The organism is Pseudoalteromonas qingdaonensis (assembly GCF_038739665.1).
GTDB classification, from domain to species: Bacteria; Pseudomonadota; Gammaproteobacteria; order Enterobacterales; family Alteromonadaceae; genus Pseudoalteromonas; species Pseudoalteromonas qingdaonensis.
Window position 1 is genome coordinate 26,278 of sequence record NZ_JBCGCU010000017.1, and the last position, 13,189, is coordinate 39,466.

The 13,189-nt window shown below is 48.8% G+C and carries 15 protein-coding genes; 2 read left to right on the forward strand and 13 right to left on the reverse strand.

Annotated features, from left to right (window positions below; all coding sequences use genetic code 11):
• The first annotated feature begins 160 nt into the window (after positions 1–160).
• Entirely contained in the window at positions 161–2,902 is a 2,742-nt protein-coding gene (acnA, locus tag WCN91_RS13205; protein WP_342679791.1) for an aconitate hydratase AcnA, read from the forward strand.
• 39 nt (positions 2,903–2,941) lie between these two features.
• Here acnA and WCN91_RS13210 read toward each other — a convergent pair whose 3' ends face one another.
• The 12 genes from WCN91_RS13210 to rpsJ all read right to left on the reverse strand — a co-directional run bounded on the left by WCN91_RS13210 (position 2,942) and on the right by rpsJ (position 8,620).
• Complete coding sequence (locus WCN91_RS13210; RefSeq protein WP_342679793.1) at positions 2,942–3,538, reverse strand: hypothetical protein; 597 nt, start codon at positions 3,536–3,538, stop codon at positions 2,942–2,944.
• A gap of 115 nt (positions 3,539–3,653) precedes the next feature.
• Entirely contained in the window at positions 3,654–3,911 is a 258-nt protein-coding gene (rpsQ, locus tag WCN91_RS13215) for a 30S ribosomal protein S17 (RefSeq protein ID WP_342679795.1), read from the reverse strand.
• Complete coding sequence (gene rpmC, locus WCN91_RS13220) at positions 3,911–4,102, reverse strand: 50S ribosomal protein L29 (protein ID WP_105189377.1); 192 nt, start codon at positions 4,100–4,102, stop codon at positions 3,911–3,913. The genes rpsQ and rpmC overlap by 1 nt, the downstream gene beginning before the upstream one ends.
• Positions 4,102–4,515 carry a 50S ribosomal protein L16 gene (gene rplP / locus WCN91_RS13225; RefSeq protein WP_105199949.1) on the reverse strand — a complete coding sequence of 138 codons (414 nt, stop codon included), beginning with the start codon at positions 4,513–4,515 and terminating at the stop codon, positions 4,102–4,104. The genes rpmC and rplP overlap by 1 nt, the downstream gene beginning before the upstream one ends.
• A gap of 12 nt (positions 4,516–4,527) precedes the next feature.
• Complete coding sequence (gene rpsC, locus WCN91_RS13230; protein WP_342679800.1) at positions 4,528–5,229, reverse strand: 30S ribosomal protein S3; 702 nt, start codon at positions 5,227–5,229, stop codon at positions 4,528–4,530.
• 12 nt (positions 5,230–5,241) lie between these two features.
• Positions 5,242–5,574, reverse strand: coding sequence for a 50S ribosomal protein L22 (rplV, locus tag WCN91_RS13235; RefSeq protein ID WP_105189398.1), 333 nt, complete (start codon positions 5,572–5,574; stop codon positions 5,242–5,244).
• 12 nt (positions 5,575–5,586) lie between these two features.
• Positions 5,587–5,865 (reverse strand): 30S ribosomal protein S19, encoded by a 279-nt coding sequence (rpsS, locus tag WCN91_RS13240; RefSeq protein WP_010367084.1) that lies wholly within the window; start codon positions 5,863–5,865, stop codon positions 5,587–5,589.
• A gap of 16 nt (positions 5,866–5,881) precedes the next feature.
• Positions 5,882–6,706: a 50S ribosomal protein L2 gene (gene rplB, locus WCN91_RS13245; protein WP_105189379.1), complete on the reverse strand. Its 825-nt coding sequence runs from the start codon at positions 6,704–6,706 to the stop codon at positions 5,882–5,884.
• Between the two features lie 17 nt (positions 6,707–6,723).
• Positions 6,724–7,026 (reverse strand): 50S ribosomal protein L23, encoded by a 303-nt coding sequence (gene rplW / locus WCN91_RS13250; RefSeq protein ID WP_105199951.1) that lies wholly within the window; start codon positions 7,024–7,026, stop codon positions 6,724–6,726.
• Positions 7,023–7,628, reverse strand: coding sequence for a 50S ribosomal protein L4 (gene rplD / locus WCN91_RS13255; protein ID WP_105189381.1), 606 nt, complete (start codon positions 7,626–7,628; stop codon positions 7,023–7,025). Before rplD ends, rplW begins: the two co-directional genes overlap by 4 nt.
• A 17-nt stretch (positions 7,629–7,645) precedes the next feature.
• Positions 7,646–8,281, reverse strand: a complete 636-nt coding sequence (gene rplC, locus WCN91_RS13260; protein WP_105215016.1) for a 50S ribosomal protein L3 — start codon at positions 8,279–8,281, stop codon at positions 7,646–7,648.
• A gap of 27 nt (positions 8,282–8,308) precedes the next feature.
• The gene (gene rpsJ, locus WCN91_RS13265) at positions 8,309–8,620 is read right to left on the reverse strand and encodes a 30S ribosomal protein S10 (RefSeq protein ID WP_010376390.1); all 312 of its coding nucleotides are present in this window, start codon (positions 8,618–8,620) and stop codon (positions 8,309–8,311) included.
• Between the two features lie 792 nt (positions 8,621–9,412).
• Between rpsJ and plsB the strand changes: the two genes are divergently transcribed.
• Positions 9,413–11,860 carry a glycerol-3-phosphate 1-O-acyltransferase PlsB gene (gene plsB / locus WCN91_RS13270; protein ID WP_342679813.1) on the forward strand — a complete coding sequence of 816 codons (2,448 nt, stop codon included), beginning with the start codon at positions 9,413–9,415 and terminating at the stop codon, positions 11,858–11,860.
• Between the two features lie 608 nt (positions 11,861–12,468).
• Here the strand turns inward: plsB and WCN91_RS13275 are convergent.
• The gene (locus tag WCN91_RS13275; protein WP_342679815.1) at positions 12,469–12,813 is read right to left on the reverse strand and encodes a hypothetical protein; all 345 of its coding nucleotides are present in this window, start codon (positions 12,811–12,813) and stop codon (positions 12,469–12,471) included.
• Positions 12,814–13,189 lie beyond the last annotated feature (376 nt).

The following is a 13,189-nucleotide window of genomic DNA, read 5'->3' on the forward strand; positions in this document are numbered from 1 at the left end:
CACCCAGGGCGGGTAAAAAATGACCTCTCTCAGAGGTTGAAAAAGCTACACTTTCCCCCAAACTCTTAGATGTGGCTAAAATTCAGCCGCAAGGAACTTTACGCATCAAATAATCGCACTGTGCGATTGTGTCATGCGCCAAGAGCAAAAGGGGTCTTGAATGAATAACAGCTTTAACACGCTTGCACAACTTACCGTCAACACCAAGCAATATCATATTCACTCGTTAGCAAGCTTGGGCGATAAAGCCAAGCGCCTGCCTTTCTCGTTAAAGATTTTATTGGAAAACCTGCTGCGTCATGAAGATGGCGAGAACATAGACAAGGACGATATCCAAGCGCTGCTTGATTGGCAACCAGACGCTGAACCGAGCAAGGAAGTCTCCTTTACGCCGGCACGCGTGGTAATGCAGGACTTCACTGGGGTGCCCGCTATAGTGGACTTAGCCGCCATGCGCGACGCCATGGAAAAGCTCGGTGGCGATCCCAGTAAGATTAACCCACTGTCACCAGCTGAGTTGGTTATTGATCACTCCGTCCAAGTAGATAGCTATGGCCAAGACGGTGCCTTCGATCTCAATGCTAAGTTGGAATATGAGCGCAATAAAGAACGTTATGAATTCTTACGTTGGGGACAAACCGCCTTCGATAATTTAAAGGTTGTACCCCCCGCAACAGGCATTGTGCACCAAGTAAACTTGGAATACCTCGCCCGAGTTGTTTTTGAAAACGACGTCAACGGCAATACCTTTGCCTACCCAGATAGCCTAGTGGGCACGGACTCTCACACCACCATGATCAATGGCCTTGGTATTTTAGGCTGGGGTGTAGGTGGGATTGAAGCCGAAGCCGCCATGCTCGGCCAACCCATTAGTTTGCTGATACCACAAGTGATCGGCTTTAAGCTTAAAGGCGCGCTACCTGAAGGTACGACGGCGACGGACCTAGTGTTAACCGTCACCCAGATGCTGCGTGAAAAAGGTGTCGTAGGTAAATTTGTGGAGTTTTACGGTGACGGCCTAGCAGATTTACCGCTCGCTGACCGCGCGACTATCGCTAATATGGCACCAGAATATGGTGCCACCTGCGGTATCTTCCCAATTGATCAAGAAACACTAGAGTACCTTAAGCTCACAAATCGCAGCGATGAGCAAATCGAACTCATTGAGTCTTACGCCAAACATCAAGGCATGTGGCGAGAGCCAGGCGACGAACCTATGTATACCGACACCTTGGAGCTCGACTTAGGTGACGTTGTACCCAGCTTAGCAGGGCCAAAACGCCCACAAGACCGCATTCCGCTCAATGAAGCGGGTGACACCATCACCAAACACCTGCGCGGCTTTCAAGATGAACGTGCAGAGAAGAAAGCATTGGAAGTTGAAGACGAAGCTCGCATCGTTTCCGAAGGCGGCCAGCCGAAGCAGTCTAAAACTGAACCTGAGGTCACCGGTGTTGCCAAGGTAAACTACAAGGGTGAAGAATTCGAGTTAAGCGATGGTGCCTGCGTCATCGCCGCAATCACTAGCTGCACCAATACGTCGAACCCCAGCGTTATTCTCGCAGCGGGGTTAGTCGCGAAAAAAGCGAACGAACTGGGTCTCAATGTTAAACCTTGGGTGAAAACATCCTTAGCTCCGGGCTCGCAAGTGGTTACCGATTACCTGCAAAAAGCCGAGCTGATGGATGATCTTGAAGCCCTTGGTTTTAATTTGGTGGGATATGGCTGCACCACTTGCATCGGTAACTCCGGCCCACTACCCGATGAGATTCAAAAAGCCATCACCGATCACAAGCTGATTGTCAGCTCAATTCTCTCAGGTAACCGAAACTTCGAAGGCCGAATTCACCAAGATGTGAAAATGAACTTTCTAGCGTCTCCGCCTCTGGTGGTGGCCTATGCACTCGCAGGTCGAACTGACATTGACGTGTACAATGAACCACTCACTCAAGATAAAAATGGCAACGACGTTTTCCTCAAAGACATTTGGCCGAGTGTGAGCGAAGTCGCGGAACTGGTGAAATCAACCGTAACTAAGGATATGTTCGCCAAGAGCTATGCGAATGTCTACAAGGGTGACGAACGCTGGCGTGGTATCGCCATTCCGCAAGCCAAGCGCTATGAATGGAACGACGACTCCACCTATATTCGCAAAGCCCCATTCTTTGATGACATGAGCAAGGAGCCGCCGGGTATCCCCACTATTTCTGGTGCTCGTTGTTTAGCGAAGCTTGGAGATTCTGTTACCACTGACCACATTTCTCCTGCGGGCTCGATCAAAGCGGATGCGCCAGCAGGCGAGTACTTGCTGTCACATGGTGTCTCACAGGGAGACTTTAACTCCTACGGCTCACGCCGGGGTAACCATGAGGTGATGATGCGCGGCACCTTTGCCAATGTGCGCCTGCGTAACCAGCTTGCACCGGGCACCGAAGGGGGCATTACCAGGACCCAGCCGGAAAATAACCTGGCCAGCATTTACGATGCGGCCATGCAGTATCAAGAACAAGGCACGCCTTTAGTGGTGTTAGCAGGGGCCGAATACGGCACCGGCTCATCGCGAGATTGGGCGGCCAAGGGCTCCCTCCTGCTTGGTATTAAGGCGGTGATCGCCAAGAGTTATGAGCGCATTCACCGTTCCAACCTCATTGGCATGGGTGTACTGCCATTGCAGTTTAAAGCGGGTGAAGGCCATGAGGAGCTGGGCTTAACCGGCAAGGAAACCTTTGATATAAACGGCCTGTGCGATAAAGCCAAGGAGCTGGAAATTATCGCCACCGCTGAGGACGGGCAGCAAACCAAGTTTAGAGTCGATGTGCGTATCGACACCCCGAAAGAATGGGAATACTACAAGCACGGCGGCATTTTGCAGTATGTGCTGAGGCAAATGCTGCGCTCCTAAGTCAGATTAAGCCGTGCCCTGCACGGCTTTTTTATGCCATTAACACAAATAGCTCAATTTGCCCTGCTCTTGCAGCTTGGCCACATAACGTTGCTCCAGTAACCAGGGGTGGCGTTTCCAGCCTTGAAAGCCAAAGCCTGTAATATGCACCGGCGCCCCGGTTGCGACAAAATGCGCTATGGCCTGAGTGCCTGAGCTTGGCCATTTGGGTTTGCACTCGGGCTGCCCTAAACTCAACAGCTCGGTCAACAGCTGCTTTCGGGCCAGCGCCGTTATTCTTGTTTTTGAGTGTGCTGGGGCAAACTTAGTCACCAGGGCTTCACCATGATCCAGGCTGCCTTGACGGCCAAGGAGACAAAAACACCTTTGTGTAAGCGGGTTAGGGGTTGGATCTGTGACAACTACACTTTGCAGTTGCTGAGCATCTATATCCAAGTGTGAGTGCACTAGTTTATGGGCCTGGCGACCACGGCCACTGAGCCAGAGATCCGTGCATTTGCGATCAAGATGCCTGGGCATGCCGGCGCAAAAGTTAAAACGTACCACCCGCGCATAGGTTTCCACCGCGGCACTGATATCCTCGGTGATGGGGGCATTGCCAATGATCAGTATTGGTTCGTTGGCGTCAAAAATCACTTACTCGCATCGCATCCATAGAGGGCGCATCCTAGAGCAAGTTTATGAAGTGTAGATGACAAAAAGCCCCAGCAAATGCCGGGGCTTTTTTGGTCCAAATAGACTTAATTAAAAATTAAGCTTTCTTAGGACGCTCAAGAACATCTACCAAAGTCCAAGACTTAGTCTTAGAGATAGGCGCACATTCACGGATAGTAACTGTGTCGCCAGTCATGGCAGTGTTGTTCTCATCATGTACGTGCAATTTAGTAGTACGTTTGATGAATTTCCCATAGATAGGGTGCTTCACGTAACGGGCTACAGCAACAGTGAAAGACTTGTCCATCTTGTCGCTGATTACACGGCCTTGTAGAGTACGGATCTTATCGCTCATTATGCACCTGCCTTCTGGTTAATAACCGTTTTAACACGCGCGATGTCGCGACGTACTTTACGTAGCAAATGAGATTGAGCTAGCTGACCTGTGCTCGCTTGCATGCGCAGGTTAAACTGCTCACGAAGAAGCTCAATAAGTTCAGCGTTTAGCTCTTCTACGCTTTTATCTTTAAGTTCGCTAGCTTTCATTACATCACCGTCCGAGTTACAAAAGTGGTTTTGAATGGTAATTTACGAGACGCTAGGTTGAATGCTTCACGAGCAAGCTCTTCTGAAACACCTTCCATTTCGTAAAGTACTTTACCAGGCTGAATTTCAGCAACCCAGTATTCAACAGAACCTTTACCTTTACCCATACGAACTTCAAGCGGTTTGTTTGTGATTGGCTTGTCTGGGAATACACGGATCCAGATTTTACCTTGACGCTTGATGTGACGTGTCATAGCACGACGAGCTGCTTCGATTTGACGAGCAGTCATACGGCCACGACCAGTAGCCTTAAGACCGAAAGTACCGAAGCTTACTTTGTTACCGTTTTGCGCTAGACCACGGTTGCGGCCTTTGTGCATCTTACGGAATTTTGTACGTTTTGGCTGTAACATTATTCGCTACTCCTACTTAGCACTTTTCTTGGCTTTCTTCGGGCCACGTTTAGCAGGCTTCTCTTGCTCTTGTACTAGTGGAAGACCACCAATAACTTCGCCTTTGAAGATCCATACTTTAACACCGATAATGCCGTAAGTGGTTGCAGCTTCAGAAGTTGCGTAATCGATATCAGCACGAAGAGTGTGTAGAGGTACACGACCTTCACGGTACCACTCAGAACGTGCGATTTCTGCGCCGCCTAGACGACCGCTTACTTCAACTTTGATACCCTTTGCACCTAAGCGCATTGCGTTTTGTACCGAACGCTTCATAGCGCGACGGAACATAACACGACGCTCTAGCTGTGACGCAATACCGTCAGCTACTAGTTGTGCATCAAGCTCTGGCTTACGCACTTCCGCAATATTGATTTGCGCAGGTACACCAGCGATTTTTGTTACAGCTTGACGTAGCTTTTCAACGTCTTCGCCTTTCTTACCGATAACAACACCAGGACGAGCTGTGTGAATTGTTACACGGATAGATTTAGCTGGGCGCTCGATAACGATTTTAGCCACAGAAGCGTTCTTAAGTTCCTTAGTAAGGAAAGAACGTACTTTGTGATCGCCAAAAAGCTGCTCAGAGTAATCTTTTGTATTCGCGTACCAGGTAGAAACCCAAGGTTTAGAGATACCTAGGCGAATACCAGTAGGATGAACTTTTTGTCCCATTACTTATATCTCCTAGTTATCCGAAACCACAACAGTGATGTGGCTTGTACGCTTAAGGATGCGGTCTGCGCGTCCTTTAGCACGAGGCATGATGCGTTTCATTGTAGGACCTTCGTCTACAAATACTTTCGCTACTACAAGCTCATCAATGTCAGCACCTTCGTTGTGCTCTGCGTTAGCAATAGCAGACTCAAGTACTTTCTTAACTAATGCAGCCGCTTTCTTAGGGCTGTACGCCAGGATTTCTAGGGCGCGATCTACCGGTAGTCCACGGATTTGGTCTGCAACTAGACGTGCTTTTTGCGCCGAACCAGAGGCGAATTTGTGTTTAGCTAATGCTTCCATCATAACCTCCGATTAACGTTTCTTAGCTTTCTTATCCGCAGCGTGACCGCGGTAAGTACGTGTAGGTGCGAATTCACCCAGTTTGTGACCGATCATTTCGTCTGTGACAAACACAGGAACGTGCTGACGACCATTATGGACAGCGATGGTCAATCCGATCATGTTAGGTATGATCATTGAACGACGGCTCCAAGTTTTAATTGGCTTCTTGTCACCGCTTTCCAACGCTTTCTCTACCTTCTTCAGCAAGTGCAGGTCAATAAATGGACCTTTCTTGAGAGAACGTGGCATGGCTATTCCTCAACTATTATTTAGTACGACGACGTACGATGAACTTATCAGTACGCTTGTTCTTACGAGTCTTGTAACCTTTGGTAGGTACGCCCCATGGAGATACAGGGTGACGACCACCAGAAGTACGACCTTCACCACCACCGTGCGGGTGATCTACCGGGTTCATGGCAACACCACGAACGGTCGGACGGATACCACGCCAGCGGTTTGCACCGGCTTTACCAAGTGAACGTAGCATGTGCTCAGCATTACCTACTTCACCTAGAGTTGCGCGACAGTCAGCTAGTACTTTACGAACTTCGCCTGAACGAAGACGTAGAGTCACGTATTGACCTTCACGTGCTAGGATTTGTACGTAAGCGCCTGCAGAACGTGCAATCTGTGCACCTTTGCCAGGCTTAAGCTCTACGTTGTGTACAGTCGAACCTACAGGCATGTTGCGCATAGGTAAGGTGTTACCAGCTTTGATTGGTGCATCAACACCAGACTGGATTTGATCACCTGCTTTAAGACCCTTAGGAGCGATGATGTAACGACGCTCACCGTCGGCATAACAAACCAAGGCGATGTTCGCGCTACGGTTTGGATCATACTCTAGACGCTCTACTTTAGCTGGAATGCCATCTTTAGTGCGTTTAAAGTCAATTACACGGTAATGATGCTTGTGACCACCACCGATGTGACGAACCGTGATACGACCTTTGTTGTTACGACCACCGGTCTTAGAGTTCTTCTCTAGAAGCGGAGCGTATGGCTTACCCTTGTGTAGATCAGGGTTAACCACTTTAACGACGTGACGACGACCCGCAGAAGTTGGTTTACACTTTTGAAGTGCCATAATTCTAACTCCCCTTATTACTCGGCGCCGCCGACAAAGTCTAGCTCGCTACCTTCTTTAAGAGTAACGTAGGCTTTCTTCCAGTCGCTACGACGACCGAAACGCATACCAGTACGCTTTGTTTTACCCTTAACATTCAGTGTGCGAACACCAGTTACTTCTACTTCGAAAAGCTTTTCTACAGCTGCTTTAACGTCAGCTTTAGTTGCATCTTTAAGTACTTTGAAAACAATCGTGTTGTTATCTTCAGCAGATACAGTGCTCTTCTCAGAGATATGTGGAGCAAGGATTACTTTTAAAAGACGTTCTTCACGGATCATGCTAGCGCCTCCTCAAGTTGCTTTACAGCACCCTTAGTCATAACAACCTTATCGAAAGCGATTAGGCTTACTGGGTCGATGCCAGCTACGTCACGTACGTCAACCTTGTATAGGTTACGTGCAGCAAGGAATAGATTCTCTTCTACTTCTTCTGTCACGATTAGTACGTCTTTAAGCTCAAGCTCTTTCAGCTTAGCTACAAGGGCTTTAGTCTTAGGAGCTTCGATACCGAAGTTCTCAACTACAACTAAACGCTCTTGACGAACAAGCTCAGATAAGATGCTCTTGATCGCACCGCGATACATCTTACGGTTAACTTTTTGGCTGTGATCTTGCGGCTTAGCTGCAAAAGTCACACCACCGCTGCGCCAGATTGGGCTACGGATTGTACCAGCACGTGCACGGCCAGTACCTTTTTGACGCCATGGCTTCTTACCGCCACCGCTTACTTCAGAACGTGTCTTCTGAGCTTTAGTACCTTGACGAGCACCTGCCGCGTAAGCAACAACTACTTGGTGTACTAATGCTTCGTTAAACTCACGTCCAAAAGTAGCTTCGGAAACTTCAAGAGCGCCTGACGCGTCTTTAATTGCTAATTCCATCACTAAATCTCCAGGACTTATGCTTTAACAGCTGGTTTAACGATTACGTCACCGCCGATAGCGCCAGGTACTGCACCTTTAACTAGAAGCAGATTACGCTCAGCGTCAACACGTACTAGTTCAAGGTTCTGAGTAGTTACACGCTCAGCACCCATGTGACCGGCCATTTTCTTACCTTTAAACACCTTACCAGGTGATTGGTTTTGACCGATTGAACCAGGAGCACGGTGAGACAAAGAGTTACCGTGTGTAGCGTCTTGCATGCTGAAGTTCCAGCGCTTAACACCACCTTGGAAACCTTTACCTTTAGAAGTACCGGTAACGTCAACTTTGGTCACTTCGTTGAATACTTCAACAGTGATTTCGTTACCAACTTCGAAGTCGCCTTCACCGCCATTAAGACGGAATTCCCACAGACCACGACCCGCTTCAACGCCAGCTTTAGCGAAGTGACCCGCTGCTGGTTTGTTTACACGGCTAGCTTTTTTCTCGCCTGCGGTTACTTGAAGCGCGTTATAACCGTCTGTTGCGTCAGATTTGATCTGCGTAACACGGTTAGGAGTCGCTTCGATTACGGTTACTGGGATAGATACGCCATCTTCAGTGAAGATACGAGTCATGCCCACTTTACGACCGACTAGACCTAATGCCATTTTCCTAAAACCTCTCTAATCTTCCGATTAACCCAGGCTGATTTGAACATCAACACCAGCAGCAAGGTCTAGGCGCATTAGAGCGTCTACAGTCTTGTCTGTTGGTTCTACGATGTCGATCAGACGTTTGTGGGTGCGGATCTCGTACTGATCACGCGCGTCTTTGTTAACGTGCGGAGAGATCAATACAGTGAAACGTTCTTTGCGTGTAGGAAGTGGGATTGGACCACGTACCTGAGCACCTGTGCGTTTCGCAGTTTCCACAATTTCCGCCGTTGATTGGTCAATCAAACGGTGGTCAAAAGCTTTTAGGCGAATGCGAATGCGTTGATTTGACATTCTAAAACCTCAATAAAAAGAGCATTTAAAAAGAGCATAAAAAAACTACCGAAACTTACTTACTACTAAGAAGTCGGTTGTCCTTTTATTTTCTACCATTGAGCTCCAAATCGGAGCTCCTGTTTTATGCTTGAAATCCAAGCTATATCTAGCTTTCCAAGTCCTTGGTGAGACACCTAAGGCAAAGAAAGTCTGCGTATTATAGAGAGATTGGTGATAAATGCAACAGTTTTTTGCATAGCAAGTGGATACGGTGGACAAGAAGGACGAAGCACCCGGCAAGACGCCTTGTATCCATCCTTCTTGCCTGCCGTAACACAGAATTCAGCCCCAGGGATACGACTAAATACCGAGCCTGGTGCGTTTATCGCAACCATTAGTCGTAATTATCTAGATTTTTAACTGACAGCAGGCTTAAGGTTTGGTCGTTTTATATACTGGGCAATATTTCATGACGATAAAGTTAGGCGTCACCCTTGGGTCACAAGCTCAGGTCAGGAGCAAAGCCCGCTTACAGAAATGGTCAGTCCAGTTATAACTTGGTATCATTTACGACCTTTTTTGTGTTTTCTGATACCAATTGCGTTAATAACGCCCTTGCTATGGCGACGGATAAAAGCTGGGGATAGCAAGGGAATGATTATGGTATATAGTTGTTCTATATAAATAATTTTTAACTGTTCCGGCCCGGCTTTTAACGCGCCGTATTGCGCAAGATATTAATTAATTGGTATTCGACATTACCTGATCTGTTATTGCCCCTTGGTAATGTGGTTAAGCGAGTGAGAGTAAATGAAGATTTTAAACCGCAGCGTCGACTTTCTGGCCCGTTGCTTAAATGCCATTTGTGTAAGGTCCAAGGTGCTGCCACAGCAGCCGATCGCCGACTTTGAGCTCGATACCTCGGTACCGACCTTCTACATTGGCCGCTTAAACTCGCGCCTTGATATCGCCGCCCTGGCGAAGGTCTGCCGCAAACTGGGTTTACCCGACCCAACTCAGGAGCAGAATCTGGCCGACACCGAGCTGCCGCGCTTTATCGGTATTCAGAATCCACCACCTTTATTTGGCAATAAAAGCCGTCCCAGTTGCGCCCTGCAACAGGGTAAAGCGATTTTCGATGCTCTGGCCAAGCAACCGCAACAAAAAATCCAGATTATTCCGGTCACCATTCTTTGGGGCCGCAACCCGGGTAAAGAAAAGCCGGGCTTAGGCACGCTAATCTCTCATTCCCTGACGCCGAGCCGATTCCGCAAGTTTTTTGTGGTCTTGTTTTCCGGTCGCGATAACCTTATTCGCTTTAGTCAGCCCCTGGATTTAACGCAGTTGGTGCATGATAAGGGCGATAAGGACGAGCTGCCGCAAAAACTGCTGCGCGTGGCCCGGGTGCATTTCCGTCGTCAAAAGCTTGCCGCCACCGGCCCCAAACTACCTTCTCGCGAGGCCCTGTTTAATTCCCTACTGGCCTCACCCGCCATTAAAAAGGCCATCGCCGATGAGGCTCAGGCGAAGGGCTTGAGCCATGAAGAAGCGCGGCAAAACGCCTTGCGCCTGCTCGATGAGATCGCCGCCCACTACTCGGATGCCATGGTGCGTGTTGGCGACCGCATTCTTACCTGGCTGTGGAACAAGCTCTATAACGGCATCGATGTGAATTACGCCGAGCAAGTGCGTGAACTGACCGACAAGGGCCATGAGATTATTTACGTGCCCTGTCACCGCAGCCATATGGATTACCTGCTGCTGACCTATGTGATTTATCACCAGGGCCTGGTGCCGCCGCATATCGCCGCCGGTATTAATCTGAATTTCTTCCCCGCCGGGCCGATATTCCGCCGCAGCGGCGCCTTCTTTATTCGCCGCTCCTTCAGTGGCAATAAGCTCTACTCAGCGGTGTTTAAGGAATACCTGAGCCAGCTCTTTATTAAAGGTTACTCGGTGAAGTTCTACACCGAAGGCGGGCGCAGCCGCACCGGTCGCCTGTTGCCGCCAAAAACCGGCATGCTGGCCATGACCCTGCAGGCCATGCTGCGCGGTATTGACCGCCCCATCAGCATAGTGCCTGTGTATATAGGCTATGAGCATGTGATGGAGATCAACACCTACTTAAAAGAGCTGGCCGGCGACAATAAAAAGAACGAGTCGGTGCTGGGTATTTTTAAGGCCATTAAAAACCTTAAGAACTATGGTCGCGGCAATGTGAACTTTGGCGCCCCCATCAATATCAACCAGTTCCTTAATGAACAGCAGCCAAACTGGCGCGAGGCCATACATCCCACGGATGTGCAAAAGCCGGCCTGGCTGGGTAAGCAGGTCAGCAATCTGGCCGATGAAATCATGATGAATATCAACAGCGCCGCGGCGTTGAACTCGGTAAACCTGCTGGCCACCATCTTACTGACCAATGATCAGTTTGCGCTCAGTAAATCACAGTTGTTGGAACAAATGGATTTTTACCTGCGCTTGCACCGCGATGCGCCGCTTAGTGAGCAGGTGACACTGCCGCAGCAAAGCAGCAGCGAGCTGCTTGAGCACGCATTAACACTGAACAAGTTTGACGTGGTCAACGACCAGTTTGGCGACATCATCGCCATTGAAGAAAAAGAGCGCACCCTGTTTAACTACTACCGCAATAACGTGCTGCATTTGTTTGCCGTGCCCAGTGTTATTGCCCAGCAGCTGTTTAACAACCACAGCATCACACTTAGCGAGTGCAAGGCGCAGGTTAAACGCCTCTACCCCTTGTTTGCCAAGGAATGGTTCCTGCCCGAGCTGAACCAAGACTACATCGACAAGATTATCGCCAGCTTTGCCCAACAGGGTCTTATTCGCCAAGACGACGAGCAACTGAAAGTGATCAAAGCGGGTGACAACCAGGCCACGCTGGAAATGCTCGGCAAGGTGACACATCACACCCTGCTGCGCTACGCCATAGTTATAGGCTTATTAAGCCAAAGCGGCGATATGAGCCCATCTGAGCTGGAAAAAGAAGGCGCCGTAGTCGCCAATCGTCTAGGCACCTTGCACGGCATTAAGAGCCCGGAATTCTTCGATAAGAAGGTACTGGCCAGCTTTATCGCCAGCCTTAAAGAGCAGGGCTTGGTGCATCAGCGCGACAACGCTTTAGCGCACACGGACGAGCTGGTTGCCCTGTACCAGGATCTGCAGCAGTTGCTGCCGGCTAGATTGTGGCAGTCGATAAGTGACAGTATTGCTGCTATGCATGCAGGTCAGGCGTAAGCCTTTCTAGGTCGTCGGGCCGCCGACTATGGCGGTTTGTAGGTGCTTTGCGCCGACACCCACTTACTGTAGGCGAGGCTTTAGCCTTGCGGACATATTGATTTTGTCTGGCCATCAACTGCGGTTGTAACTGATAGATCTTGCCGCGGTGGCGACGACACCCAAAGGGTGGTTTACGCCAACCACCCCTTGGAACCCCAAGGCGCCCCAACATTGCATTCTTTCCTCAACGCGCTACGAGAAATGAACGTAACCAACATGCACAGCACATCCCTGTACTGGGCATGTTTTCACCCGCAGTCCAGCGGGCGATTACTCTTCTCGTATCACCTTTCGGATGCAATGTAAGCGGAATTCACTGACACACCGGAGTTCTTGAGGTGGGTTGGAGTTTGTGGTTGTAGGCGAGACTTTGCCGCCATGGATGGCGGTACTAGGGTAACGCAGGAGCAGTTACCTAGCAGCCTTGCGGGCATATTGATTTTTTCTGGCCGCCGACAAAAAAGTTTAAGGGGTAAAGCAAGTCTAAGGGGTCATAGCAAGGCTAATGGGTAACCCCTTTATTTCTTAACTCGTATAAACCGTCACAAGTACTAAGCTAGTAAAGCTCACAGGCCAAATACATTTACATAAATGTGTTCGCCATCATCCGTAGCCTCAACGGTATATTCAATAGGAATACTTTCAGATTTACCCGTTATAGTTGAAGAAATATCCAATTCAGCTGCGCATTCATGAGCACCTGTTTGCTCGTTTGTGTGCGTAGTTCGAATTGCTATCACATCATATTCGAATTGCTCAGCGGTCTTTGCCCCAAGCTGATTTATCATTTCATCATTAGCTATTTGTTTCACTAACTCCGTTGAATCAGAATCGCCACATGGAGGAACTGATTGAGAACAGCCAGAAATAGAAATTGCTGCAATAACAGATATAGTTAGTTGTTTTATCATTGTATATGCCTTCTTCCGTGAAATAGGAGACCCCTAAACGATTAACGCTTAACCGAATAGAAAATTCAGTATGCCACCTGCTTAACATAAATTGCAAATAAACAATAAGTTAGCTTGGAATTCGTTCCAAAACTAAGAGTAATACCTTTATTGCTCCAAACTCACAGGTATTGAGCTTCCCGTTTTGATTCGCGCTGGAGAAATCGGGTTTTGTTGTGGAGTGTGTTGTTGATAGCGAGGCTGGATGCCGAGCTAGATTTTCCAGCACATGGATGTGCTGTTAAATCGCATCAACGACTAAGCGGAACGTTTAACAAAAACCTGAGTTCGGAAGCAATTGCGAATCACGGGCGCCCAAGGAGTTGTTAGAGGAAAT